A 26,131-nucleotide genomic window follows, 5' to 3' on the forward strand; every position below is an offset into this window, starting at 1 on the left:
TTTGTGCCATCTAACCTTCCAGCCAACGGTCCAGTTCGACGTGGAAGTGCCTCAGCCTAGCTTCCTGCTCACCCCATAAAGGACCACGGAACCCCCGCGAACGCGCGCCCGCCTGAACGATCGGCAGCAGGTCGGAGTCCTGATCCAGAACCTCGCCCATACCCGGCGGTTCGCCGAGCCCGGTATGGACCACTTCGGGCCGCGTCGCGCCCGTCACGTCGACCTCCGCGCCCAGCCCCATCCAGCCCGGCGCGCCATAGCCGGGGGCATCGACGTGGCGGTAAAGGATGGTGGTTTCGTAGGTGAACTGCTCCGGATCGCCGGCGTGCGGCTTGAAGCGATGGAGGAACACCGCTTCGGGGTGGCAGCCGATCTGGGTATTGGGAAATATCCCGAAGATCGTCGCATCGGTCAGTTGCGCATCGGAGAAGTGCGAATAGTCCAGCCCGATCCGCGCCGCCCGCTCCCGCTTGGCATGGGCCACCGCGGCGCGGCTTTCCATGGCGGTGCCGGTGAAGCTGTCCGGATCGACGCCCGCGTCGGCCAGCAGCATGGCGATGCCGGGATTGATCCTCTCCTGATCCGGGAAGTGCGAGTTGGGCTGGGCCATCGGCACGAACTGGCGCGAGAGGCCGTGCGGGAAGAGGTCGATATGCGTGCGGTCGTCGATCACTCCCATCGTCTGCGGATGGATCGCGTGGAGGTGATAGCTCTCGTAGAAAGCGTCGATCCCGCCCTTCCAGTTCGCCGCCCAGTCCGACCGGCGATGCTGGACGACGTGCATCCGGTCCATGCCGTAAGTCTCCAGCATCGGCAGGATCGGTGCGAGAAACTCGGCCAGCGGCCGCGCGCCCTCGTCCATGTTGATGAAGACGAGGCCCGCCGCTTCCTCCGCGCGAACCGAGGTCAGGTCGGTGCCATGGCAAAGCACTTCGGGGCGGAAGGTCTCGGCGTCGGTCACCTTCTGGTTGTGCCCGTCGATCCCGTAACGCCACGAGTGAAACGGACAGGTGAAGCTGTCCTGGCTTCCCATCTCTCCGGTGACGAGGCGGCTGCCCCGGTGCGGGCACACGTTGTAGTGCGCCGCGACCGAGCCGTCCGTCTGCCGAACGACAATGAAGCTCTCCGGGCCGGTATCGAACTTCACCCAGTCGCCGGGCTCGGGAATGTCGCTGGACGGCGCGGCGAGCAGCCAGGTGCGGGCGAAGACCTCATCCCATTCGCGGGCGAAGAATTCGGGCGAGGTGTAGCGCGCGGGATCAGGGCGCGCGGTGCCGTTGTCGATCGCCGGGGCGGGCTGGTCGAAGGGGTGATCGGAGCCCTTGTGGACAGTCCAGCTGCGCGGATCGTAGTTCATACGCCTGCCTCCATCCGGCGGTCGAGTTCGGCGTGGAAGTGGCGCAGGCGGCCTTCCTGCTCGCTCCACAGCGGCCCCCGGAAACCACGCGAGCGGGCGCCCGCCTGCACGATGGGCAGCAGATCAGAGTCCTGGTCCAGCACTTCGCCAAGCCCCGGCGGCTCGCCGAGGCCCGTGTGGACGATCTCGGGCCGGGTGGCGCCGGAAAGGTCGGTGTCCTCGCCCAGCCCCATCCATGCCGGAGCGCTGTAACCGGGCGCATCGACGTGGCGGTAGAGGATGCAGGTGTCGTACGTGAACTGGTTCGGATCGCTCGCGTGCGGGAGGAAGCGGTGAAGGAAGATCGCCTCCGGGTGGCAGCCGATCTGGGCATTGGGAAACAGGCCATAGACCACGGAATCGCTGAGCTGGCTGTCGCTGAACCGCTCATAGCCGAGCCCGAGGTCTGCGGAACGGCGGCGCTTGGCCACCTGCACCGCGCGGCGCGTCTCTGCGGCGGTGCCGTTGTAAGTCTCGGGATCGATACCTGCATCGCGCAGCATCGACTGGATGCCGGGGTTAACCGTCTCCTGATCGCCGTAGCGCGCGGCAGGCTGCGCGAAAGGCACGAACTGCCTCGAGAGACCGCCAGGCCAGAGGTCGATCTGGGTGCGGTCGTCCATCAGGCACTGCGTCTGCGGGTGGACGGCATGGAGGTGGTAGATCTCGGCGAAGGCATCCACCCCGCCCTTCCAGTTCGCGCCCCAGTCCGAGCGGCGGTGCTGCACCACGTACATCCGATCGATGTCGTAGAGTTCCAGATGCGGCAGGATCGGCGCCAGCCATTGCTTCAGCGGCTCGATCTGCGGGTCCATGCAGATGAACACCAGCCCCACCGCCACCTCGCAGCGTACCGAAGTGAGATTGCGGTCGTGGCAAAGCACTTCGGGCCGGAACGTCTCCGGATCGGTGACCGCGACGTTACGGCCCTCGAGGTCGAACTTCCACGAATGGAACGGGCAGGTGAAGCGGTCGAGCGAGCCGAAGTCTGCAGTCACCAGACGGCTGCCCCGATGCGGACAGACGTTGTAGTGCGCATGGATCGCGCCGTCGTCGCCGCGCACGACGATGAAGCTCTCGGGACCGACATCGAAAGTGAAGAAGTCCCCCGACTCCGGAATGTCGGAAGCAGGTCCGGCGAGCAGCCAGCTCTTCGCGAAGACCTTCTCCCACTCCTCGCGCATGAAGGCGCGGTCGTGGTAGCGGCACGGGTCGGGCCGCCCGGTGCCGTTGTCGATCGCGGGCGACACCCGCGCGTTGAACGGATGCGGCGTGCCGACGTGGATGTTCCAGTCGTCGAAATCGAGCTTCATCATGGTCATCCCTCTCCTCTGGGATCCACCGGGCGGCCGTCTCTCATGTCCGACTCACCCTCGGGGTGGACATTCAGTAGAAAACAGTCATGAATGTTTTTCAAGAAGGATCGCGACCACCCGTGCCGACCGGACGCGGGAACGCGGCATAGCGGGAGAGTGACCGAGATGAGCCGCATCTATGGCAGGATTTTCCAGATCGCCTACGTCGTCCCCGACCTTGACGAAGCGGTCGAGCACTGGACGAAATCGATGGGAGTCGGACCCTTCTACGACTTCCCGATTCCCCTTCCCTTCGAGGAACTTTCCGTCGCCGACAGCCCGGCGCCGCTGGACGAACCGATCTTCGGAGGCGTCTCGATCAGCTACAGCGGCGACACGATGATCGAACTGATCCAGCCCGGCGCGGCGCCGTCCACCTACCGCGATTTCCTGGAAAGCGGCAAAAGCGGCGTGCATCACTACGGCACCTGGATCGACGACTACGAGGCCACGCTGGCACAGGCACGGGCGGACGGCGTGCCCGTGCTGCTGGAAGGCCGCCTGCCGCTGTCGCGCTTCGCCTATCTGGACACGGCTCGCGACGGCCTCAGCCCTCTGATCGAGGTCATCGCACCGCTGCCGCCGATGGTCGAGCTGTTCGCCATGATCAAGGGCGCGGCGGCGGCCTGGGACGGCTCCGATCCGCGCCGCTCGATCTGAAAAGCCCTTGCGAAAATGCCCCAAGGCATATCCGTAACGGATATGGTCCGATTTGAAGTTTCCTCGAGAATCCCCATATCGGGCTCATGACGGAAGAATCCTCCCGATTGAGCAGGCGCATGTTCATGGCCGGAAGCGCGGCCGTTGGAATCGGCGCGCTGGCGCAGTCTACCTCGAGATCGCTCGGGCCGTTGGCGCCGCCAGCGCCCGTGCGTATTCCGGCACCGCCGAAGCTGGTCGAAGCGCGTCCCGCCGCTCCGCGTTCGACATTCTCCACCGTCGATCCCAAGCTGCTGCGCAAGGCGCTCGCCTGGCTCGATCGGCATTCGAAGCTGATCAAGGCCCATGATCGCATCGCGATAGTCGATTTCGACGCGCCATCTTCCGAGATGCGCATGCATTTTCTCGACGTTATCGATGGCAAGGCCTCGAAGCTGCTGGTCGCTCACGGCTCGGGTTCCGACCCGCACCATACCGGCTTTGCCGAGCGGTTTTCGAACGCCTTCGGGTCCAATGCGTCGAGCGAGGGCGCCTTTCTCACCGACGACTATTACGTCGGCAAGCATGGCCGTTCGCAGCGCCTGATCGGGCTCGATACGACCAACAACAATGCGCTGGATCGCGCGGTCGTGATCCATAGCGCGTGGTATGCGAATGACGACATGATCCGCGCGCACGGCAAGCTCGGGCGCAGCCAGGGTTGTTTCGCGGTGGGTGAGAACAAGCTCGACGATGTCTTCCGGTTTCTCGGCAAGGGACGGATGATCTACGCCGGACGGGCTTGAGCCGGGCGGCTTGACTGGCCTATGGGCCAAGCCCCGTCCTCTCCTGCCGAGAATGCCATGCCTCCCGTGAAAGACCTCGTCCAACTTGGCCAGCGCGTCGCCGCCACCCATGGCTGGGCCGCCGCCAAGGCATTCAAGGCTTACGCATGGACCGAGGCCGACCAGGCGCGCATCGCCGCCTGCGCCGCCGATCTTCTGAAAGTGTTCCCGCAGCAGCCCGGAACCGGAATGCTGCTCAGCGCTGCGCTTGCCGTGCAACTGGAACGCCATCTCAATGCCCCCGTGCATCTGGTGGCCGGTACGCTGAGCATCGACGGCACGCCTGTACGCGGCGACTGCGAGCCATTCGACGGGGCGCAGGTATTCGGCGAGGACAAGCCTACATGGAATGGGCATGTTTGGATCATGGTCGGCGCCCACGTCGTCGACGTCGCCATCTTCGGGCTTGCCCGTTCGGCCGATTGCCACCCGGAACTCGCGCGGCACGTTCATTCAGTCTTCGGCCAGGACAAGGGCCTCTACGCCGACCAGTGGCGCCGAGCGCGCCGCGTAGGGCTGGAGTACGAGCCGCAATACGTGCTGAGCAGCGAGGATGTCGATCGACTGATGACCGCCGCCTATCGCCTTCTGTCCGGCGACTGAAGACTTGACTGCGCCGATCCTCTACAGCTTTCGCCGCTGCCCTTACGCGATGCGGGCAAGGCTGGCAGTGATCGTAAGCGAAATGCGCTGCGAACTGCGGGAGGTCAAACTCTCCGCCAAGCCCCGGGCCATGCTGGCGGTGTCTCCCAAAGGCACTGTTCCGGTGATGGTCATGCCGGACGGCGAGGTGATCGACCAGAGCATCGACATCATGCGCCGGGTGCTCGCCGCAAATGATCCCGAAGGCTGGCTCGATCGTGACGATCCCGCGCTCATCGCCGTCAACGACGGATCTTTCAAGCACGACCTCGACCGCTACAAGTATCCCGAGCGTCACGATGGAGACCCATTGCTGCACCGTTCGAGCGGTCTCGATTTCGTGCGCGAACTGGACGCGCGACTGACACGAACCGCCAACCTCTCGGGCGAAGCGCGGGGACTGTCGGACGCCGCAGTCATGCCCTTCGTGCGTCAGTTCGCGGCCGTGGACAGCGAATGGTTCGCTGCGCATGCACCGTCCCACGTGCAAGACTGGCTCTCCCGGCACCTCTCATCACCGCTGTTCGACGCCGCGATGGTGCGCGTGCCGCCGTGGGCGCCTGAAACCCCGACGGTGATGTTCCCGCACTGAGGCAACGTTTGCCCCGCTCGGACTTTGTCTTCCACAGGCACGCGAAGTCAGGGAACCGACCGTAGGCATGGATCAGGCTAGCGAAACCTCCGACAGCGCGCCCGGCCGTGCAAGGCACAAGCGGCTGCAGCTTCGCATTCTTGCAGGCTTCGTGCTTGGTCTCGGTGCAGGACTGCTGACGTACACGCTCGCCCCCGACGCGCCATGGATCGCGCCCCTCGTCGAATATGTCACGATGCCCATCGGGCAGATTTTCCTGCGGCTGCTGTTCATGCTGGTGCTGCCGCTGCTGTTCTCCGCGCTCGTCATCGGCATTGCGGAGATGGGCGAGATCCGCGCCTTGCGGAACGTCGGGTTAGCCACGCTGGTCTATACCCTGATCGTCTCGGGGATCGCGGTTGCCATCAGCCTCGCCCTCGTCAATGTCCTGAGGCCGGGGGACGGCGTGGACCGGCAGGCAGCGCAGGAACTGCTCGCCAAGGGTGCGGATTCGGCCGGCAGCATCCTGCAGACTTCGGCAAAATCGACCACCGGCGTCGATGCCGTGCTGGCGCTGGTGCCCTCCAACGTGATCACCGCGATGAGCGAGAACGATATCCTCGCCGTCATGTTCTTCGCACTGTTCTTCGGCATCGGGCTGCTGCTGGTGCAGAGCCCGCGCACGGAGACGCTCAAGGATGCCATCGAAGGCGTCTTCGAGGTTGCGATGAAACTGATCGGCATCGTCATCCAACTCGCGCCGATCGCGATCTTCTGCTTCATGTTCAATCTCTCGGCGCAGTTCGGATGGGACCTGCTGGGCAAGCTCGCGGCCTTCGCGGGGGTCGTGCTGCTGGCGCTGGGCCTGCAGATGTTCGGCGTCTATCCCCTGCTCCTGGCTTTCGTTGCGCGCAGGAATCCGATCGCCTTCTTCCGCTCGACCCGCGAAGTCAGCCTGCTGGCGTTCTCGACCGCGAGTTCCAACGCCACCCTGCCCACCTCGCTGCGCGTCGCCGACGAGGAACTCCACCTGCCCAACAAGGTAGCCCGCTTCGTGCTCACGATCGGCGCTACCGCCAACCAGAACGGCACCGCCATGTTCGAGGGCGTGACGGTGCTGTTCCTCGCGCAGTTCTTCGGCGTGGAGCTGAGCCTGGGCCAGCAGCTCTACGTGATGGTGATCTGCATCCTCGCCGGGATCGGCACGGCGGGCGTCCCGGCGGGGTCGCTGCCGGTGGTGGCCTTGATACTCGGCAGCGTCGGCGTCCCGCCCGAGGGCATCGGCCTCATCATCGGCGTCGATCGCTTCCTCGACATGTGCCGCACGACCCTCAACGTCATCGGCGACCTCGTATGCGCCACCGTCATCTCTGCCGTGAGCGCTCCTGAAAAAGCTGTCGCAGCCTGATCAGGCTGGCGGACCCCCTCGCGATGAAGTACGCAGCCCTCGATGGAAATCCGCCAGCTGAGACACTTCCTCGCGGTCGCCGAGGCGCGCAACTTCCGGCTCGCCGCCGAGCGCGTCAACCTGTCCCAGCAAGCCGTCAGCAAGAGCATCCTTCAACTGGAGCGCAGCCTGTCCATCAGCCTGTTCGAACGCGGGCGACAGGCGGTGCTGCTGACCGAGGAAGGGCGGCAACTGCTGGCCTACGCGCGCGACATCCTTGCCGACGTGCGCCGCTTCGACGACGCCCTTGCCGATACCATGGGCCGCAAGCACGGCCACCTGCGCATCGGCGCGACGCCGAACCTTCTGAGCGAGGCCATTCCCGACACGCTCCGGATTTTCCACGAGCGCTATCCAGAAGCGCGCCTCTCCGTGGATCGCGGCGACTTCCCGCTGCTGCGCGACACGATGCTGCAGGGTGATCTCGACCTGATCCTCTGCTCCAGCCCCGAGCAGATCCCCCGGCATCTCGTTACCACCAGCGTCATCGCCCGCGACCGCAACGTGGTGGTTGTGCGCAAGGATCATCCTCTCGCACAGGCGGACACCGTCTCCACGGCAATGCTTGCGCACTATCCCATGCTGGCGATCCACAATTACCCGCGCGGCGAGAGCTATCTAGAACGGATCTTCGCCGGGTCGCCGGCACCGCGACCGATGCTGAAGGCAGCCTCGATCGACTTCGCAATGGCGTGGCTGCGTCGCAGCGACTTCTGGTGGATCGCGCCTCTTCGGCAGGCCCGCCCCCACATGCGCGATGGCCTGCTCGCCGTGCTTCCAGTCGAGCCGGAGGACGCGGGATGGGAGCTTGTCATGGCGACCCGGCGCCACGCCCGGCCTACTCCGGTCGTCACCGCCTATTGCGACATCGTGAAGGCCTATCTCGGAATGCATGAGGACGACAACCAACAGTTGTCGTAAATTCTCCCGAGTTGCTGGTCGCGCCATTTCGCCGGCCGTAGACTTTGCCGCGGGAAGCGATGAGGCCGTGCTGCGGCCGCAAGCGGCAAGGGAATTCGCATGGCCGGTCAGACCAAGGGCTACGCACACACGCGTGCGGGGCAAATCCATTTCCGTTCGGTCGACGGACCGGGTATCCCGCTGATCCTCCTGCACCGCACGCCGGTGTCGTCTTCCAGCTTCGACGCGATACTGGATTATCTCGACGGCCACCATGCCGCCGTGGCGCTCGACACCCCCGGCTTCGGGCAATCCTTCCGGCCCGACGGGAGCCCCTCGACCGAGGACTATGGCCGCTGGCTGCTGGAGGCGCTCGACGCTCTCGGCATCGGGACATTCCACCTCGCCGCGCATCACACCGGCACGCATTTCGCCGCGGAAATGGCCCGGCTCGCGCCGGAGCGGGCGCAGTCGCTAACCCTTTCCGGCGTTCTTTATGCGCCCGAGGAAGATCGCGCCAAGATGCGCGCCGACATCGGCAACGCCGCGCCGATCGCGCGTGACGGCTCGCACGTCTCCGATTGCTGGGACCTGATGAAAAGCCTGTTCCTCGACTACGACGGCCCGCTCGTTCATGCGGAGACGCTCGGCGCGCTCACCGCCATGGAGGCGCGTGACCAAGCCTTCGACGCGATCTTCGCGCAGGATTTCGGCGCGGTGTTCCGCGAGGTCCGCTGCCCGGTGCAGATCGTGCAGGCAGCCGACGATCCACTCACCCTCGGGGGAATGCTGGCGCGGTTCCGCGAAGACTTCCCCGCCGTGCCCTTCCATCCGACCGGCCCGGCCTTCCTCGCCACGCCGGAACGCCAGGCGGGCCAGTTCGCTCGCGCAGTTCTCGACTTCATCCAGCCTCCTCACGCAACGGACAAGACCATGGCAAACAAGCGCTACGCACTGAAGCAGGGCGACACCGGGTATGACCTCGTACGCGCCGACACGCAGGTTCCTTCGCCCGCGCAGGGCGAAGTGGTCGTGCGGGTCCACGCGGTTTCGATCAACCGCCGCGACGTCAGCATCCGCGACCTCAGCTACCCGGTGAACGGTGCCGACAACTTCACGCCGTTGTCCGATGCAGCAGGCGAAATCGTCGCGCTTGGCGCGGGCGTCGAACGCTGGCAGGTGGGCGACCGGGTCGCCTCGACGTTCTGTCAAAACTGGGCGGATGGCCGCCTGACCCTGCCCGCTGCGGTCTCGTCCCTCGGTGGCGGTGGGCCGGGCGTCTTCGCGGACTATGTCGTGCTTTCGGCCTCCGGCATCACCCGCATTCCCGAGGGCTGGAGTTGGGAGGAAGCAGCCGCCCTGCCCTGCGCCGGCGTCACCGCATGGCGCGCCTTGATGACGCTCGGCAAGCTGGAGAAGGATGACTGGGTCCTGATCATCGGCACCGGCGGCGTGGCGTTGTTCGCTTTGCAGATCGCGGTTGCAGCAGGCGCGAAGGCGATCGTGCTCTCCTCCAGCGACGAGAAGATCGAGACGGTCAAGGCGATGGGCGCCCACTCCGGCGTCAACTACGTCACCACGCCCGAGTGGGCCGACGCGGTGCGCGCCATCACCGGCGGCGCGGGCGTCAATCAGGTGGTCGAACTGGGCGGCAGCGGCACCATAGGCAAGTCGATCGCCAGCCTCGGCCTCGATGGCCACCTTGCCCTGATTGGCGCGCTCGACGGTTTCGGAGGCGACATTCCCGCGATGCCGATGATCTTCGCGGCATTGCGCGTCAGTGCGGTACTGGTCGGCTCGCGCGCCGATCAGGAAGCGCTGGTGGCCTTCATGGAAGACAACAGCCTGCGTCCCGTCATCGACCGGGTGTTCCCCTTCGAGGAAGCGGAAGCCGCCTACACCCGCACCGCATCGGGCGCGTTCGGCAAGGTCATCGTCTCGCTGAACGATGCGGCCTGATTGGAGTAGAATGCCATGAGCAAGCACATCGTAATCGTCGGCGGCGGCATCGCCGGAATGACCGCAGCTGCCGCGCTGGCACAGCAGGACTTCCGCGTCACGCTGCTCGAATCCGCGCCGCAACTCGGAGAGATCGGCGCGGGTGTGACCCTGTCGCCCAACGCCATGAAGGGCCTCGATTTCCTCGGCGTCTGCGAGAAGGCGGCAGCGGTCGGCGTCGAGCCTACCCGCCAGCGCATCCAGCACTGGCAGGACGGCCGCACGCTGGTGCAGATGGACCGTTCCACACAGCGCGCCAAGTACGGCGCGCCTTACGTCACCATCCACCGCGCCGACCTGCATGAAGTCCTGACTGCCGCAGCCCTCGATGCAGGCGTCGAGGTCCGCTGCGGCGCAGCCGTGGTCGGCAGCGAAGGCCCCGAGGCGATCCTTGCGGGCGGAGAGCGCATCGGCGGCGACCTGCTGGTCGGCGCGGACGGCGTGAAGTCCGTCATCCGCCAGCGCTTCGAAACGACGGCCGCGCACTTCACAGGCCACGTCGCATGGCGCGCGCTGGTGCCGGTGACGCCGGAATTGCAGGAACTTTCGGACTTCCCCGGCATCTTCATCGGCCCCGGCGCAATGCTCAACCGCTACAACGTGCGCGGATCGAAAGTGATGAACCTCGTGTTCTTCGCCAGGCAGGCCGGGTGGAACGAGGAAGGCTGGATGCTCCCCGCCGACCCCGCCGAACTGCACGGCATCTACGCTGGCTGGTGCGACGATACACAGAAGCTGGTCGATGCGGCTTGCGCCCAGCCCCTGTTCAAGTGGGCGATCAATGCCCGCAGCGCCCTGCCCAACTGGATCATCGACGACAACGTGACGCTGATCGGCGACGCCGCGCACGCCATGACCCCATTCCTCGGCCACGGCGCCGCCTGCGGGATCGAGGATGGCGTGGTGCTCGCCCGCGCACTCCGGGCCTCGAACACGATCGGTGGGGGGCTTGCCCGCTATCAGGCCGCACGCCATGAACGCGCGAGTTTCATCCAGGCGGAATCCAACGCCAATGCCGACCGCATGCAGGGGCAGGATGCCGCCCTCTTCGGTCTTGGCGAGATGAAGGACGAGGAATCGCTCGGCCTGTTCCAGTACGATTGCCGCACGGTGGAAGTATGACGATGACCCAGCCCTTTGACGGACACACACTCTCTCCTGAAACCCTCGCTTTCCTCGATAACGACATGCGCCTTCTCATCAATGGTGAGCGGGTCGAGGGCGAGGCCTTCCACGAAACCCGCGATCCGGCGACCGGCCTTGTGCTCGCCCGCTTCCATGTCGGCGGCAAGACGCAGATCGGCAGCGCCGTCGACGCCGCGCGTCGTGCTTTCGAAGGTCCGTGGGGCCGCATGGCCGCCGCCGAGCGCACCGCGATCCTGCAGCGCCTCGCGCGGATCATGGAGGCGAACGCGACGCTGCTGACCGAACTCGACGTGATCGACAACGGCATGCCGCGCTTCATCGCCGGGCTCACCACCGCCAACTGCGTCGAGATGGTGGACTACTATGCAGGCGCGATCCTGCGTATCGAGGGCACCACCACCACCCCGCCGCGCCATGTCTCCGCCGAGGCCGAAGCGCTGACTTACACCTTGCGCGAACCGGTCGGCGTCGTCGGCCAGATCGTGCCGTGGAACGTGCCGCTGTCAACCGCGATCCTCAAGCTCGCCCCGGCGCTGGCGGCGGGCTGCACGGTCGTCGTCAAGCCATCGGAGGAAACCCCGCTTTCCTTGCTGGCACTGGCCGACATGATCGGCGAGGCGGGCTTCCCGGCGGGCGTGGTGAACATCGTCAACGGCTTCGGCGCGACTGCCGGACAAGCGCTGGCGGAGCACCCGGACGTGGACAAGGTCTCGTTCACCGGATCGACCGCGACCGGGCGGCGCATCGTCATGGCGGCGATGGGGAACCTCAAGAAGGTCAGCCTCGAACTCGGCGGCAAGAGCCCGGTCATCGTCATGCCCGACGCCGACCTCGCCCTCGCCGTGCCTGGCGTCGCGATGGCGACGTTCTTCCTGCAGGGCCAGAACTGCATGGCCGGAACCCGCATCTTCGCGCATGAGGACATCCATGACGCGCTGATCGAGGGGCTGGTGCAGTTCGCCTCGGGCATGACGCTGGGCCACGGGCTCGATCCCGCGACGATGCAGGGGCCGCTGATTTCCGAGGCGCACTGCGCCAAGGTCATGGCGCATATCGAGGCCGCCAAAGCAGCCGGAGCCCGGCTCGTCACCGGCGGCGAAAAGCTGGCGCGGCCGGGCGACTTCGTCCAGCCCACGATCTTCACCGACTGCACGCCCGACATGGCGGTCATGCGCGAGGAGATTTTCGGCCCCGTCATGGCAGTGCAGAAGGTCGCGACGACCGACCTCGACGAACTGGCGCGGCTTGCCAACGACACGCCTTACGGCCTGTCGGGCAGCGTCTGGACGCGGGACATGGCGGCGGCGCACCGGCTGGTGAAGCGGGTGCGTTCGGGGCATGTCTCGATCAACTGCCACGGCGCGGTGGGTACGAATATTCCGTTCGGCGGCTACGGCCAGTCCGGCTGGGGCCGCGAGTTCGGTCAGGAGGGCCTCGACGGCTATCTCGAGACCAAGGCGGTGACGGCGCGCCTATAAGGCGGCGGTCTGCCCTTGCCGTGCCGCCGCTGCCCGCCAGCGCCGGTAGCCGAGCACGGCAAGAGCGACCATCGCGGCGTAGAGCCCCGCCGTCAGCCACAAGTCCTTGAACGCGAACATGCCGACGTAGAGCACGTCCACCGCGATCCACAGCAGCCAGTTGGCCGACTGCCGCCGCGCCGTCCAGTACTGGGCGACGAGGCTGAAGCTGCTCAGCCCCGCGTCCATCCACGGCAAGGCGGCGTCGGTGTAACGGCTGGCGAGCCAGCCTATCGCGGCCGCACCGATCGCCCCGGCGCCGAGGCCCACCGCAGCGCCGAGCAGCGATAGCGGCTTGACGACGATGTCGCCGCTATCGGCCTTCCCGCGCCCCCAGGACGCCCAGCCGTAGAGGATCGCGACGCCGAACAGCGCCTGCAGCACCATGTCGGAATAGAGGCGCACGTCGAGGAAAACCTTGAAATACAAGGCGCAGGCCAACAGGTTGACCGGCCAGCACAGCATCCAGCGGCGGGCAGTGAACCAGATGCCGAGGAAGCTGACGACGACGGCGACAATCTCCAGTATCGACATCAGGCTGCGGCCTCCAACCGGCTCAGGAAATCGCGTCCCGGCGGGGACAGGAACCACTCGGCGTGCCCGATGAGATAGCCCTGCCACGCGAGGTCGGCCTGACCGCGATCAGCGAGGATTCCTGCGAAATAATCAACTTCCGACAAAGCGAATTCGACATGCACCAGCGGCAGCAGACAGGCGATCGTCCGAACATCCGCGCCGGTCAGCGGGAGGACCGTCCGGTAGCCCGCGATCACTGCCCGAGCCGCCTGCGGATCGCCCGCATTTCCGCCGATTTCCAGCCAGGGAATGGCCGTTCGCTCGATCGCCGTGGCGAGGTCGTGGATAGCGCAAGTCCGGGTCGCGAGACCGAAATCGATAACGGCACTCACAGTGCCCCTAACGGACCATAAGAGGTTGGAAGGGTGCCAGTCGTTGTGCGTCCATAGGGTAGGCCGACCCTTGATCCGGTCCACAATTCCCTCGCCCAGCGCATCGAACAGTCGAGCCAGTTCACGGCGCCATGACTTGCCATCGAGGTAGGCGTCGAGAGCCGGCCGTGCTGCCACATAAGCCTCGGCCGCCGCGAGCGGGTCGGACGAAGGCACGATGGTGAAGCTGGCGACCAGCGGACGATCCTCTCGCGCCTCGGCTGCGAAATCACGCGAAGCCGCATGCAGCCGGGCCAGCGCGACGCCAGCCTCGAAAGCATGATCATGCGAGAGGAAGGGCGTCCACGACTGCCGCTCGCGGTAGAGATCGATGCCCGGCACCCGGCGATGGAGTTCGTACGTCCATTCCCCCTGCGCCACCGCTCCGCCGCCGTCCGACGTCACCATGACCTCGGGCACGCTCAGCCCTTTCGCCCGCAGATGTGCCATGAAGGCGTGCTCCTCGCCCAGCGCGGCGGGGGAGCGCACCGCGCGGTGGTGGCGCTTGAGGAACAGCGTTTCCCCGCCCGCTTCCACCAGCGTCGCGGCCGAGAACGGACGAGGGGAATGCCAGCGCAGCGCTTCCAGTCGCCCGACTTTCGGGAAGTGCGCGAGAACGCCTTCCGCCTCGGCCTCCGTTATCGCGGGCCAGACGGCCGCCTCAAGCTCCGTACCCATCCCGTGCACGAGATGGTCCGCCCGAGACACCGCGCCGCTCATGTCAGAACGCGCGCGACAGCGTCGCCACCACCGCCCGGCCGCCGCCGATGTAATAGGCGGGTGCAGAGCCGGAGATCACCGTGCCGCCCCGACCCACCGTGTCCTGCGTGTTGCTGCTGACCGAGTACACGCCCGAAAGCACGCGCGGATTGGTCACGTTTATCGCGTTGACCCGCAAGTCCATGCGCTGCGCATCGATCAGCCCGGCCAGATGCACACCGATCGCTAGGTCGAGCGTCGCATAGCCCTTGATGCTCTCGTCGTTCATGAACGACGAATATTGCCGCCCAACGTACTTGAGCGCGGTGCTGCCGAACAGGCGCCCGTCGTCATAGGTGCTGCCCACGGCAAACTGGAACTCGGGGCTCGAAACCGCGCGCTTGCCCTTCGTCGGCAGATAGTCGCCGCCGATGGCCAGGTCGTCGTCCTGCCGCGTGTGCAGATATTCGCCCGAGGCGTAGATGCTGACGCCCTTGGCCGGGCGATAGTCGATCTCGGCATCGAGGCCGTAGCTGGTCTGACTGCCGCCATTGACCGTAGAATTGACCAGCGCCCCGCCGCTATTGATCACCGTCGCCACCTGCCGGTTGCGGAAGTGATAATGGAACGCGGTCAGCGAGAACGACAGGCTCGGCCCGATATAGCGATAGCCCAGTTCCTCGGAAACCGAGTACTCGTTCTTGAGGTTCGAAGTCCCCTGCTGCACCACCTCGCCGCCGTAGTAGCTGTTGTAGAGCGCGAACTCGTTAGGCGTGCGGAAGTTCGTGGTCACGTTGGCGAACAGCTGCTGCCGCTCGTCCAGCTTGTAGTGCACCGACGCGCGCGGGAGCGCCGCGAAGCTGTCGGTATGCACCTTGTCCTGCGGCCCCGGCAGATGGTTGCGGCCATTGCGCAGCAAATCCACGCCCTTGAAGCCCACATCGACGGTCAGGCGCGGCGTGACGGTCACGCTGTCGGCGACGAAGAAGCCCTTGGTCACCGTGACCGTACGCGCGTTCTCGTAAGCGAGCAGGCGGCCGTCCGCAGTGCGGATCGCCTTGCTCGGATAGCCCCACTTGTCGAAGGGCTGCCCCTCCGCGCCGATCGAGGTGTAGGTCTGCTGTACCCGGTCGGTGCCGTAGTCGAACCAGAGCCCCGCCGTGATCGTGTGCGCGCCGGCCTCCAGCGTCAGCTTGCTGACGTTGCCAGTGCGCATCTGCTTGCCGGTCCAGTTCCCCATCACCGTGGCGAGGCCGTCCACCGCTCCCGGCAGTTCCACCGGCTGCGTCAGTTCCTCGGTGCCGAGGTAATTGCCGGTCGTGGTCAACTGCGTCCCGTAAGGCGCGTTGCCGTAGCCGAACTGGAGATACGTGGTGCTGTCGAGCGTCAGACCGCTGCCGAAGTTCAGATGCACCGGCGCGGAGGCGTAGAGGTTACGGAACGGCGCGCGGTAAAGGCGCCAGTACCCGGTATCGCCTTCGGTATACTTCGTGCTGTAATTGAAACCGCGACCGTAAGCGCGCCAATCGGCCAGCGTCGGCGCCGGATAGCCCGAAGTCTCGGCCTCGTTGAACGACAGGGCCAGACTGGCGCGGTTGCCCTCGCCCCATTCGGCGAGCAGCTTGGCGTCGATGTGCTGGCGCTTGTCGAAGCCTGGCCCCCGCCAGTTGTCGGCGCGGTTGTTGGAGTACGACACGAAGGCCTTGAGCCCGGTATTGCCGATCTCGCCGGTATCGAAGCGCACGAAAGCGCGCCGCTCGTCGAACGAGCCGATCGACAGGTTGACCAGTCCGCCCATGCGCTCCTTCGGGTCATCCAGCGTCAGCGACAACAGGCCGCCTGCCGCCGCGACGACCGGCGCATCGATGTCCGCCCCGCCCTGCACGAGCCTGACCTGACGCACGTTCTCGGCATCGGCGAACTGCGAAGGATAGGCGTTGTAATAGCCGATGTCGTTCTGCGGCGCCCCTTCCATCAGCACGCCGATCTGGTCCTGCCCCAGCCCGCGCAGTGTCAGGCTGGAACTGGCCGAGAGCCCGTAAGGGTCGCTCATCGATACATTGGCGCCGGGTAGCAGGTTCACCAACTGGAAGGCGTTGAATGTCGGTGCCTGCTTGACGATGAACTCGGACGAGATCGCGCTGACCGCCTTGGGTTCGGTCTGGTCGGGCAGCAGGCCCTCGGGGTCGGCATGACCGATGACCTGGATCGGCGAGGCATCGGCCTCGTCAGCCAGCGCCGGAGCCGCCGCGAACAGGGCCGGGAATGCCAGCGCCGCGCCACAGAGATACGAAAAATTGCCCGTCATAGTCTCGCGTCCACTCCACTCGGAGGGATAACGGACTTGCCGCCAACCCTCCCTACGCCGGTGTCAACCGGATCAGGTTCAGCGGGTCGTGGTCTGCTGACCACCTCTCAGCCGCGCATGAGCGGCCCCCCGGGGATGGAGCGCGCCTTAGGCGCTTCGACGCGAAGTGGGAAGCGATATTATTACAGGTTGGAGTCAGGGGCTGCCGTGAAAGAAAGCGTCTGAACGGATAAGGCTGCGGCAGCACGGCCCGCCATCTTGCCAAGCGTCGTGGCCGCAAGCAGACCGTTACCGGCAAGGTAGCCATAGGACGCGTCGCCGGACAGGCCCCGCGCCGCGCCTCCGCCTGCGAAGAGGTTGGGAAACGCCGTCCCGTCCTCGTGCAGCACGCGCGTCCGGCTGTCGATCACCAGCCCACCCTGGGTGTGAAACAGCGCGCCCGTCACTTTGGCAGCATAGTATGGACCCGCCAGAACCTGCGAAGCGGCGAACGATCGCCCGAAGGCGTCCTCCCGCTCGCCCCGCGCGATCGCCGCGACCTCGGCACAAGTGCCCTCCAGTGCTGCGACGGGCACCCTGATCGCCTCGGCCAGCGCAGGCAGGGTGGGTGCGCTCACCACCGCACCGGCGCGCAAAGCGTCCCGGTAATCGTCGAAATCACTCATCAATACATGCAGCCGCTCGTCGAAGATCGACCAGCCGACACGCCCCGGCTGCGCATTGAGTTTGGCCGCCTGTTCGGAATAGCCGGCGGATTCGTCGGAGAAGCGGCGCCCCTCGACGTTGACCTGAAAGCCACCTTCCATGATCAGCGGCCACAGGATCGGCACAGCATGGCCCACTGCCAGTCCGCCATGGCCTTGGTACGCGGTCATGTCGGCTACCGCGGCGCCCATCTCCAGCCCCCAGCGGATGGCATCGCCCTTGTTGCCGGGATGGCCGTGGAACGTCGCCTCCGCCATGTCGGGGATGAACCGCGCGACCATCTCCGCATTGCCCGCGAAGCCCGAACAGGCGAGGATAAGTGCATCGCAGGTGACGATTTCCGCGCTGCCGTCGGGGCGTGTGTAGCGCACCGCGGTGACGCGGTCGCCGTCATGCAGCAATTCTTCCACGGTCGCTTCGGTGAGGATGGGTATCTGCGCCTCCCCACAAGCCGCTTCGAGCGCCGCCATCAACTCGCCCCCCGTCCGGTTCGGCGTGCCGTACATGCGGCGCACGCTATGCCCGGGGTAGAGAAACCCGTCGACGAGATCGAGCGGCACTCCATGACAATCGCGCAGCCACGCGATCGTCTCGACCGATTCCCTTGCGACGTGCAGCGCGAGTTCGCCATCCACGCGTCCCTTGGTCTTGGCCACCATGTCGGCGGCGAAGATTTCGGGCGTATCGACGATCCCTGCGGTTTCCTGCTCGGGCGTGCCGCTGGCCGGGATCAGGCCCGTCGACATCGCGGTGGAGCCCGAAGGCGAGGCGTCGCGCTCCAGCACGAGGACCTCGCTCCCGGCGTCGTGCGCAGCGAGCGCGGCGGTCAGGCCGGTGCCGCCGGCGCCGGCGATGACGATGGGAAAGTGCATTGCGTCGCTCATGATCGAAACCTGTCCGCGAGAAGGGCTTGCCCATGAGGATGTGCAAGCGGCCCGATCACGAATGGAGAAGCAAGGCGCTCCCTGTCCTGCCCCCTCTTCGCGCCTTTTCAACAGACGAACATCGCCGCCTGCCCGGAAAATTCACTGCGCGAACATTCACGAACGAAGCGGGTCAAGCATGCGCGGCCGGGCGCTAGCCTCGAAGCAAAGGCCTGCCGCGATGGGGACGTAAAGACCATGCCCGCTCACGATACCACTGCCCTTCGGACCGCGTTCGTCACCGGCAGTTCGAGAGGGATCGGGAAGGCGCTGGCGCAAGCGCTGCTCGACCGGGGTATCAACGTCTACGTATCCTCTTCCGATGGCGAGGATGCCCGCCACACGGCCCGGCACCTGCACCAGGATCGCGCCCGCGCCGAAGGCGGCGCCTGCGATGTCACGAGTGCCGATGCGGTACGCGCGGCATGGGACGATGCCTGCGAACGGTTCGGCGGTATCGATATCTGGATCAACAATGCCGGGCTGGCGCTCGGCGGCGGGCTGGTCGACATGCCCGAAACCGAAGTGAGCCGAATGCTCGACATCAACGTCATGGGACTGGTGCATGGCTGCCAGACGGCGATCCGCGGATGGCGCGCAGCCGGCAGGCAGGGGGCGCTCTACAACATGCTGGGGGCAGGGGCGGACGGCACGCTGATGCCCTTCATGAACGGCTATGCCACCACCAAGGCCGCCGTTACCTACCTTACCCGCTCTCTGGCCGAGGAGATGAAGCATAGCCCAAGCCTCGCCCACCCCATCGTCGTCGGCGCAATCAGCCCCGGCCTCGTCATCACGGAGGGCTTCCTGCGCGAACACGCAAAGCTGGATGCCGAGGGCGCGCGCGCCCGTCGTGACTGGGTAAATCTCATTGCCGACCACCCGGAGACGATCGGCCGGTGGGCCGCCCGCATTGTCGATACGAACACCCGCAACGGCCGGATCTTCACGTGGCTGACGCCGCGCAAGATCCGTGACCGCCGCAAGGGCAAGCCGCGCGACGTGCTTGCGCGTTATTTCCCGGTGGAGCCTTCCTGACCACCTCCATCGATCGCCTCAAGCACGATATTGGGCAGCATCGCATTGTCCCAGACCGGCTTTGCGGGCGGACGTTCGCCAGTGCGCAGGATCACCAGCTGGTGCGATGGTACAATGTAGACCACCTGATTGCCATTGCCGTCGAACAGGAACAGGTCCGCAGCCGCATAAGGCGCGGAGTGATAGGACCGACCGAAAGGGACTTGCGGGTTGGCCGGCCCTCGCCATTCGACATAAGGACTGCCGATATAGCCGCCGAGCCCCGCGTGCGGGTTCTGCTCCGTCGGCGTGACCATGGCCTTGACGAAACCCTCCGGCAAAAGCCGCCTGCCTTCCCAAACCCCGTCGCGGACGAGCAGGATACCCAGCCGCAGATAGCTCTCGGCAGGCAGCAAGGCGCAGCAGCCAGAATGCGGCGTGCCGTCCGGGCGGTTCATCCAGATCCGTCCGCCCCGCGCGCCGATCGGTGCCAGCACTTCGCGCGCGATCCATTGCTCGAACGGAATGCCGGTAGCCCGCTCGATCAGGGGAGCGACGAGTTCGCCGTTGGCGTTGGAGTATTCGTAGCGGTTCCCCGGCACATCGACGAGCGGGTACTCGTCGATGATGATGCGATCGTGATAGGGGTGAAGGTAGGCACGGTTGAGGATGTCGCCGGGATTGGGCGCGGCACCTTGCGGAAGCAGGCCCGATCGCATCCCGAGCACTTGCCGGATGGTGATCGCCGCGCGCGGTGTCCCCTGCCATTCGGTAATGAAGTCCGCCATCGGCTGGTCGAGCGACGCGATCTTGCCGGCCACGATGGCCCGCCCAACGGCGATGACCGCCAGAGGCTTGGACAGCGACTTGGAGATGATCGGCGTATCTTCATGCGTATCGCCGAAATAGTCCTGCTCGACCAGAGCGCCCTTGTGCCAGACCATGAACGCCGAACTGTTGCCCGATGCAGCATAATCCCTCGCCTTCGCCAGTGCGGCAGGTGCAATGGAGTGCCCCGCTGGTAGCGGGCGCCATTTGCGGACACCGTCCAGCGGCCCCAGCGTATCGTAGGCCGCTATCCCCGTTTCTCCGGTCACGTACTGCTGATAACGCCGCATGTAGAGCGCCTCCGCGTCCCGAGGGGACATCTCCGCAGCCGTCTTGGGAGACGGGCGAGAAGTCAAGGCGCACCCCGTCAGGCATAAAGCCGCCATGCTGGACAGCAGAGTGGCAGGCAACGCAAGTCTCATCGCGGATTTCCCCAAGGCGAAGGCTGCACACTGCCGCGACGGAGGGCTCCGGCGAATGCCTGCTCCCATCACTATTCATCTGCTGAACAGACACGATCATAACGCGCGCCATTTTACCGGCTTGGCGTCAATCCTGCGGCCTGGAGGCCAGATGACACGACAGCCAGAAGGCATGAACACTTCGCTCACCCCCGTTCTGAAACAGCGGGGCCGTGCCTCGGTCGATTTCCTCGTGCATTTCGGGCGCGGATCGCAGGCCGTGCGCGCGCAAGGCGATCGCGAAATTGCCGCCGCCGTTCCAGACCCCTCCTCGCTCCCTGACGACCTCGACGAGCGCGGCCGGTGGATGGAAGACGCCATGGCCGCGAGCCGCCCCTGGCGCGTATCTCAGGCGGTGGGCGAATGGCATTCCACGATGCACGGGCTGATCGCACGCGAGGCTTTCGAGGAAATCCTGCCCGACCTCCAACCCGTGATTACCCACTTCCAGACAAATGGCCCGGCCACGCTCGAACCTGCTGCTCCGGACGAGGCCGCGCCGTTCTATTGGCAAGGCGTAAACTTCCACCGCACTGCTGGCGGGTGGGACGATCACCCCCTGCAGGGATACATCCACGGCGAAATCGTCCATCGCCGACTGGTCGAGGCGATGTTCCCCGGCGGCATTTTCCTCCAGCGCCGCGCGATCGCCGGGATGCCTCCGCGTGACGACTATGCGCGCATCCTCGACATGGGCGCATCGACAGGCCACTTCACCGCCGCACTGCAGGAAACCTACCCTTCGGCGCAAATCACCGGAGTGGACCTGTCCCTGCGCGCACTAGAGCACGCGCAGCGGGTCGCCAATGCGCATGGCTGGGGATGGCGCCTCTATCAGCGTCCGGCCGAGCGCACCGGCTTTGCCGAGGCTTCGTTCGACCTCGTCGCGTCCTACATCCTGCTTCACGAACTCCCAGCCGAAGCGATCCGCGCCGTGTTCGCCGAAGCCTTCCGGGTGCTGGAGCCGGGCGGCGACATGATCATGAGCGACGTTACCCGCTACGCCGACATGGACAAGCTCGGCGTCTGGCGAGCTGACAGCGGCGCCCGTTACGGCGGTGAACCTCACTGGCGCGAAGCCGCCAGCCTCGACCTTGCCGAAGTCGCCCGTCAGGCGGGCTTCGTCGATGTCAACGCCGTGGGCCTCGGTCCGCGCGCCTATCCTCACGTTGTCCAGGGCCGCAGGCCGCTATGATCGACGCCGACCCCAAGAGCTATAACCACCCCGAACGCCACACGCTGACCGAGGCGGACAGCGGGCATCTCGCCGCCGGGCTGATCGCCCTGACGCGCGAGGTCTGGGTGCTGGCCGACCGCATGGCCGTGACCGAGGAAGTGCTCGCTCGTCGCGGCATCGACATTCGCGCCGAAATCGACGCCTTCCAGCCCGATGCGGAGTTCCAGGCGAGGCTCAACGCAATGGGCCAGCGCCTCGTCGCGCAAGTGGTGAATGCCGTAGGCGGCATCGGCGCCGACTGAGACCCGGACTCCATGACCGACAGCCCCCTGACCGCCGCCTCGCGCGGCCGAGCCCTCTTCACGATCACGCTGGTCAACTTCGTCTCGCTGGCAGGGTTTGGCTTGATGTTCCCGGTCTTCGCCGTCTACGGACGGCAGATCGGCGCGAGCGGGATCGAGATCGCCGGTACGGTCGCCGCATTCTCCTTTGGCGGCTTCCTGTCCAGCCCGATCTGGGGCCGCCTCTCCGACCGCTACGGGCGCCGGAACGTGATGTTCGCGGGGCTGGCCATCGGAGCGCTGGTCTACGTCCTGCATATCTACGCGACGACGCCTGCGTCGCTGCTGGTCGTGCGCTTCATCAGCGGGCTGACCAACGGCTGCTTTTCGATCACGTTCGCCGTCGCCTCCGACATTTCGACGCGCGAGACGCGCACGCGGGACATGGGCATCGTCAGTTCGGGTTTCTCTCTGGGTTTCATCTTCGGCCCCGCCATCGGCGGGTTCGCGTCCAGCATTACCGGGCAGGACCATGCCTTCACGCTCGTATCGCTGGTCGGCGCCGCGATGGGCCTGCTGGCGGCCGCAGTGACGTGGTTCCTCCTGCCCGAGACCGCAACGATGCACGACCCGGTGAGCGCGGCGCCTGCAATCGGCAGTGTCGCGCTGCTGCGCCTGCCCGCCTTCGCCACGCTGACGTTCATTTCCTTCCTTGCCTCGGCGGCGTTCTCGAAGCTGGAGGCGATCCTCGGGCTTTTCGCCGATGACGTGCTGGGGCTCGATCCCTTGCGCATCGGGCTCATGTTCGGAGGGATGGGCGTGGTCACCACCATAACCCAGCTGACGCTCACCGGACCGACATCGCGGCGGCTCGGGGATCGCGGGACGATGCAGGCGGCACTGGCCACCATCGGCATCGGAATGCTGGTGCTCGGCTGTGCGCATGACGTGTTGGTCGCGGGAATCGGGCTGACCTTCACCTCGCTCGGCTTCGGGCTGCTCAATCCCGCGCTCTCCGGCCTGACTTCACTTGCCACACCCCCTAGTGCGCAAGGCATGGGCCTCGGCCTCATGCAGGCGGCCAATTCGCTGGGGCGCGTGTTCGGACCGTTGATGGCCGGACCGCTCTACGATCTGCTGGGACCGCCAGCCCCGCTCCTGTGGGGCGCGGCGATGTTCGCCGGTACTCTCGTTGCGGCATGCCTGTTTCCGGTCGTCGCCCCGCAGAGCACCCTGCGGTAAATCTCCGCAGCAATTTCGGCAGGTGAAAAGCCTGCCAAACGCCATTCGACTTGAGCTGCGATCGAGCGCCTGATCCGCGCCTGACCGATGGAGAAGCGAATGAGCGACGCGGCCGAACTCGTACTGGAAGCGACGCCCCCGCCCGCAGTTGCCGATGCCCCGGTGCACCGGCGCGACGACACAGGGCCGGTCCAGCTCAGCCGCGCCGACCTCGTCGCCTACGGGCTGGCCGCTTTCGGCCCCGGCCTGCTTCTCAATCCGATGACGCTCTATGTTCCGCAGATCTACGCCAAGGAGTTCGGCATCAGCCTTGCCGCGCTGGGATCGGCGCTGGTGGTCCTGCGCATCGTCAATGCCTTTACCGACCAGGTGATCGGATACGTCTCCGACCGGACCCGCACCCGCTGGGGCGCCCGCAAGCCCGCCATAGCGATCGGCGCCGCGCTGGTCCTCGTCGCGGCGTTCTTCCTGCTGCGCCCACCGCCGATGGCAAGCCTCGCCTATCTGGTCGGGTGGAAGATACTCTACGATTTCGCCTATACCCTCGGCGACATCAACTACACGTCATGGGGCGCCGAGCTTTCCAGCAACTACGATACCCGCTCCCGGATCACCGGCATGCGGGGGCTGATCAGCCAGATCGGCAACTTGTGCAACGATGCCCTGCCGATCATCCTGGCATGGGCCGGGCTGGTGGCGACGTCCGCCTATTCGATCCCGGTACTGGGATATTTCTTCGTCGTCGCGGTGATCGTCATTCCGCTGACCACCGCGATCAGCCTCGCCCGCGCGCCGCAGGGCACCGCGCCGCCGCTTGAGCGCCCTCCGTTCTGGACCTTCGTGCGCAGCGTGCGCGGCAACCGGCCGCTCTGGCTGTACCTTGCGGCGTTCTGTCTCGGCGGAATGGGGCTCGGTACGCTGCAGATCATGTTCACGTTCTACGACGGCTACCTGCGACTGGGCTCCTGGTACCCCTACCTCATGACGGTCTTCGCGATCACAATGGCGGGCACGACGCCGCTATGGTCATGGATGGCCCGCCGCATCGGCAAGCACCGCGCCTACGTGGTGTCCGTCGTGATCGTCAGCCTTGCGACGCAAGGCTACTGGTTCCTCGATCCCGACACGCTGACGCAGGAGTTCATCGTTTCGGTCAGCATGGTGATCGTGTTCTTCATCGGCATGGGGGCGAGCGCGGTCATGGTCCTGTCGCCCGCGATCCTGGCCGACGTGGTGGACTATGGCCGCCTGCGCACGCGCGAACAACGCACCGGCAGCTACTATGCGTTCTACATGCTGACCAGCAAGATCGCGACGGCCATCGGCGCAGGGATGGCTTTCCTGCTGTTGAGCGCATTCGGCTACGACGCCTCGGCCGGTGCGGTGAACACGGGGACCGCCGCTTTCGGCATCCTCTTCACCGTCGCGGTGTTGCCCGCGATCCTCAAGATCGGCGGCGGGCTGATCATCTGGAACTTCCCGATCGACCGGCGCCGCCATGCGATCATCGAACGCCGCCTTCTCCAGCGCGCCGCGCGCTGAACCCATCTTTTCGAAACGGAGGAATCCGCCCGATGGCGAACGTCTATCTTGATGAAACCAACGTCGATGATCTCGGCCGCATGGTCACGACCCTGCTGTCCGAGATGTGGATCATGCGCGACCGCATGCTGGTGATGGAGGAACTGTTGTCCCGGCAAGGCATCCTCGACAGCGCGACGATCGACGCCTTCGACTGGCCGGCGGAACAGGCCGATCGTGTCGAGACGCTGCGCGACCAGATGGTCGGCTCCGTCCTGGGCGCGCCGCTGGGTGCGCGCGAGCGCCACGTTGACCAGATGCTCGCCCGCGCAGGATACTCCCGCCCTGCCTGAATCAAAAAGGGGCGGACCGTTCTCCGGCCCGCCCCTTTTTCGTACGCGATAAGCCTCAGGGTTTCACGGCCCGCGTCACCCACGGATAGCCGTGATCCCCCAGTGCGTAACCTTCGACATCCACGAAGCCGATCGCGCGCAGTTCGTCCTCCCAGTTGGCAAGGCAGGTTTCGCGGAAATAGGGCTCTTCGCGGTGGTCGTTGTCCCACTCCAGCAAAACCGCGTCGAAGATATCGACCCCGCGGAACGGCGGGGGATCGGAGATCACGATCTCGCCGCCGGAGCGCAGCACGCGGAACACCTCGCGGAACATCTCGCGGTTGACCTCCACGGGTGCCTCGTGATGCAGCGCATAGCTGAAGACGCCGTCGATGCTGCCGGCCGCCTCGCCCGTATCGCGCGCGTCGCGCTGCCGCAGCGTCACTTTCATCCCCATGCGCTCGGCGATCCTGAACCCCTCCGCCAAAGTCTGGCCATTGAGATCGCAGCCGATCAATTCGGCCTCCGGAAAGACGCGGTGGATCGCCATGAGCGTGAAGACCCCGCCGCAGCCAATCTCGAGGATACGCCTCAGGTCGGACTGCCGGAACTGGCGCACCACATCGATGCGCTGCGAGCCGATGTTGGAACTCGGAGGCACCGCCGCGAAACCGCCGTAGCGGAACACCCGGCCGATCCCGCCGCCCTTAGCACCGAGATCGTAGTCCTCCGCCCCATGCGGCGAGAGGTGGTAGTGAACGCCTTCGTAGTAAGCGGGCAGCGGCGCATCCCCGTCGAGTTCGAGCGTACCGCCCGCGCCCTGGACCGGAGCGGCATCCTGCATCACGTGAAAATCGCGCATCTCCTCGACCGAGACGACGTTGCGACTCATCATCTCCTCGGCGACGTAGCGCTGGACGAAGCGCTCCATGCGATGCACCGGGAGGGCTGACGCCACCTTGATCGCGCTGTCGACGCGGGCGGCGACCTCTTCGGCCCCGGTGGCTCCATCTTCGTGCTCGCGGGCCAGCTGCGCGCCCTGCTCGGTTGCGAGAAAGTCCTCCCGGGCGACCGAGCGCAGGCTGGTGGAGGAATACTTCAGCATAGCCGCCAGAGCGTCGAGACCCGCACGGCTGCGCTGTGTGATGGTGCTGGAATTCAGGTTCGACGCGGTGTTCGTCGGCGTATTCATCGCCCCGGCTCCGTCATTGGTGAAACAGGATCGGCCGATACT

23 protein-coding genes and 1 riboswitch are annotated in these 26,131 nt (G+C 65.9%); of the genes, 15 read left to right on the forward strand and 8 right to left on the reverse strand.

Going from position 1 to position 26,131, the window contains the following annotated elements; all coding sequences use genetic code 11:
- Positions 1-10 precede the first annotated feature (10 nt).
- Together PKE80_RS13620 and PKE80_RS13625 are read right to left on the reverse strand one after the other, a co-directional pair.
- Complete coding sequence (locus tag PKE80_RS13620; protein ID WP_271182934.1) at positions 11-1,357, reverse strand: aromatic ring-hydroxylating oxygenase subunit alpha; 1,347 nt, start codon at positions 1,355-1,357, stop codon at positions 11-13.
- Positions 1,354-2,709, reverse strand: coding sequence for an aromatic ring-hydroxylating oxygenase subunit alpha (locus PKE80_RS13625; RefSeq protein ID WP_271183152.1), 1,356 nt, complete (start codon positions 2,707-2,709; stop codon positions 1,354-1,356). The genes PKE80_RS13620 and PKE80_RS13625 overlap by 4 nt, the downstream gene beginning before the upstream one ends.
- Positions 2,710-2,877: 168 nt before the next feature.
- Here PKE80_RS13625 and PKE80_RS13630 point away from each other — a divergent pair, with 168 nt between their 5' ends.
- From PKE80_RS13630 to PKE80_RS13670, 9 genes are all read left to right on the forward strand, one after another.
- Positions 2,878-3,411, forward strand: coding sequence for a VOC family protein (locus tag PKE80_RS13630; protein ID WP_271182935.1), 534 nt, complete (start codon positions 2,878-2,880; stop codon positions 3,409-3,411).
- A 119-nt stretch (positions 3,412-3,530) separates the two neighbouring features.
- Positions 3,531-4,196 carry a murein L,D-transpeptidase catalytic domain family protein gene (locus PKE80_RS13635; protein ID WP_271182936.1) on the forward strand — a complete coding sequence of 222 codons (666 nt, stop codon included), beginning with the start codon at positions 3,531-3,533 and terminating at the stop codon, positions 4,194-4,196.
- Positions 4,197-4,253: 57 nt separating this feature from the next.
- Positions 4,254-4,838: a hypothetical protein gene (locus PKE80_RS13640; RefSeq protein WP_271182937.1), complete on the forward strand. Its 585-nt coding sequence runs from the start codon at positions 4,254-4,256 to the stop codon at positions 4,836-4,838.
- A 4-nt stretch (positions 4,839-4,842) separates the two neighbouring features.
- Positions 4,843-5,469: a glutathione S-transferase gene (locus PKE80_RS13645; RefSeq protein WP_271182938.1), complete on the forward strand. Its 627-nt coding sequence runs from the start codon at positions 4,843-4,845 to the stop codon at positions 5,467-5,469.
- Positions 5,470-5,536: 67 nt separating this feature from the next.
- Positions 5,537-6,856 carry a dicarboxylate/amino acid:cation symporter gene (locus tag PKE80_RS13650; RefSeq protein WP_271182939.1) on the forward strand — a complete coding sequence of 440 codons (1,320 nt, stop codon included), beginning with the start codon at positions 5,537-5,539 and terminating at the stop codon, positions 6,854-6,856.
- A gap of 42 nt (positions 6,857-6,898) precedes the next feature.
- Positions 6,899-7,816, forward strand: coding sequence for a LysR family transcriptional regulator (locus tag PKE80_RS13655; protein ID WP_271182940.1), 918 nt, complete (start codon positions 6,899-6,901; stop codon positions 7,814-7,816).
- A 99-nt stretch (positions 7,817-7,915) separates the two neighbouring features.
- Entirely contained in the window at positions 7,916-9,754 is a 1,839-nt protein-coding gene (locus PKE80_RS13660; RefSeq protein ID WP_271182941.1) for an alpha/beta fold hydrolase, read from the forward strand.
- Positions 9,755-9,769: 15 nt separating this feature from the next.
- Positions 9,770-10,915, forward strand: a complete 1,146-nt coding sequence (locus PKE80_RS13665) for an FAD-dependent oxidoreductase (RefSeq protein WP_271182942.1) — start codon at positions 9,770-9,772, stop codon at positions 10,913-10,915.
- 2 nt (positions 10,916-10,917) lie between these two features.
- Entirely contained in the window at positions 10,918-12,417 is a 1,500-nt protein-coding gene (locus PKE80_RS13670) for an aldehyde dehydrogenase family protein (RefSeq protein ID WP_271182943.1), read from the forward strand.
- Here PKE80_RS13670 and pnuC read toward each other — a convergent pair.
- The 4 genes from pnuC to PKE80_RS13690 form a co-directional block, all read right to left on the reverse strand.
- The gene (pnuC, locus tag PKE80_RS13675; RefSeq protein WP_271182944.1) at positions 12,412-12,990 is read right to left on the reverse strand and encodes a nicotinamide riboside transporter PnuC; all 579 of its coding nucleotides are present in this window, start codon (positions 12,988-12,990) and stop codon (positions 12,412-12,414) included. The genes PKE80_RS13670 and pnuC overlap by 6 nt on opposite strands.
- Positions 12,990-14,081 carry a phosphotransferase enzyme family protein gene (locus tag PKE80_RS13680; RefSeq protein ID WP_271182945.1) on the reverse strand — a complete coding sequence of 364 codons (1,092 nt, stop codon included), beginning with the start codon at positions 14,079-14,081 and terminating at the stop codon, positions 12,990-12,992. Before PKE80_RS13680 ends, pnuC begins: the two co-directional genes overlap by 1 nt.
- A gap of 43 nt (positions 14,082-14,124) precedes the next feature.
- A complete protein-coding gene (locus tag PKE80_RS13685) occupies positions 14,125-16,410 on the reverse strand; it encodes a TonB-dependent receptor (RefSeq protein ID WP_271182946.1) in 2,286 nt (761 codons plus the stop codon).
- A 32-nt stretch (positions 16,411-16,442) separates the two neighbouring features.
- Positions 16,443-16,552: riboswitch (TPP riboswitch) on the reverse strand.
- 40 nt (positions 16,553-16,592) lie between these two features.
- Positions 16,593-17,999 (reverse strand): FAD-dependent oxidoreductase, encoded by a 1,407-nt coding sequence (locus PKE80_RS13690; protein WP_271182947.1) that lies wholly within the window; start codon positions 17,997-17,999, stop codon positions 16,593-16,595.
- Between the two features lie 237 nt (positions 18,000-18,236).
- Between PKE80_RS13690 and PKE80_RS13695 the strand changes: the two genes are divergently transcribed.
- Positions 18,237-19,076 carry an SDR family oxidoreductase gene (locus PKE80_RS13695; RefSeq protein ID WP_271182948.1) on the forward strand — a complete coding sequence of 280 codons (840 nt, stop codon included), beginning with the start codon at positions 18,237-18,239 and terminating at the stop codon, positions 19,074-19,076.
- On the opposite strand, the gene PKE80_RS13700 is transcribed toward PKE80_RS13695, so the two are convergent.
- A complete protein-coding gene (locus PKE80_RS13700) occupies positions 19,052-20,203 on the reverse strand; it encodes a serine hydrolase domain-containing protein (RefSeq protein ID WP_271182949.1) in 1,152 nt (383 codons plus the stop codon). The genes PKE80_RS13695 and PKE80_RS13700 overlap by 25 nt on opposite strands.
- A gap of 253 nt (positions 20,204-20,456) precedes the next feature.
- Here PKE80_RS13700 and PKE80_RS13705 point away from each other — a divergent pair, with 253 nt between their 5' ends.
- From PKE80_RS13705 to PKE80_RS13725, 5 genes are all read left to right on the forward strand, one after another.
- A complete protein-coding gene (locus PKE80_RS13705; protein WP_271182950.1) occupies positions 20,457-21,539 on the forward strand; it encodes a class I SAM-dependent methyltransferase in 1,083 nt (360 codons plus the stop codon).
- A complete protein-coding gene (locus tag PKE80_RS13710) occupies positions 21,536-21,823 on the forward strand; it encodes a hypothetical protein (RefSeq protein ID WP_271182951.1) in 288 nt (95 codons plus the stop codon). Before PKE80_RS13705 ends, PKE80_RS13710 begins: the two co-directional genes overlap by 4 nt.
- 12 nt (positions 21,824-21,835) lie before the next feature.
- Positions 21,836-23,044, forward strand: a complete 1,209-nt coding sequence (locus PKE80_RS13715; protein WP_271182952.1) for an MFS transporter — start codon at positions 21,836-21,838, stop codon at positions 23,042-23,044.
- A 99-nt stretch (positions 23,045-23,143) separates the two neighbouring features.
- A complete protein-coding gene (locus PKE80_RS13720; protein ID WP_271182953.1) occupies positions 23,144-24,586 on the forward strand; it encodes an MFS transporter in 1,443 nt (480 codons plus the stop codon).
- Between the two features lie 32 nt (positions 24,587-24,618).
- On the forward strand, positions 24,619-24,918 hold the full coding sequence (locus PKE80_RS13725; RefSeq protein WP_271182954.1) for a hypothetical protein: 300 nt from the start codon (positions 24,619-24,621) through the stop codon (positions 24,916-24,918).
- A gap of 55 nt (positions 24,919-24,973) precedes the next feature.
- Here the strand turns inward: PKE80_RS13725 and PKE80_RS13730 are convergent, their stop codons facing one another.
- Positions 24,974-26,089 carry a class I SAM-dependent methyltransferase gene (locus tag PKE80_RS13730; protein ID WP_271182955.1) on the reverse strand — a complete coding sequence of 372 codons (1,116 nt, stop codon included), beginning with the start codon at positions 26,087-26,089 and terminating at the stop codon, positions 24,974-24,976.
- Between the last annotated feature and the right edge of the window lie 42 nt (positions 26,090-26,131).

It is taken from the genome of Novosphingobium resinovorum (genome assembly GCF_027922145.1).
Classification (GTDB): Bacteria; Pseudomonadota; Alphaproteobacteria; order Sphingomonadales; family Sphingomonadaceae; genus Novosphingobium; species Novosphingobium resinovorum.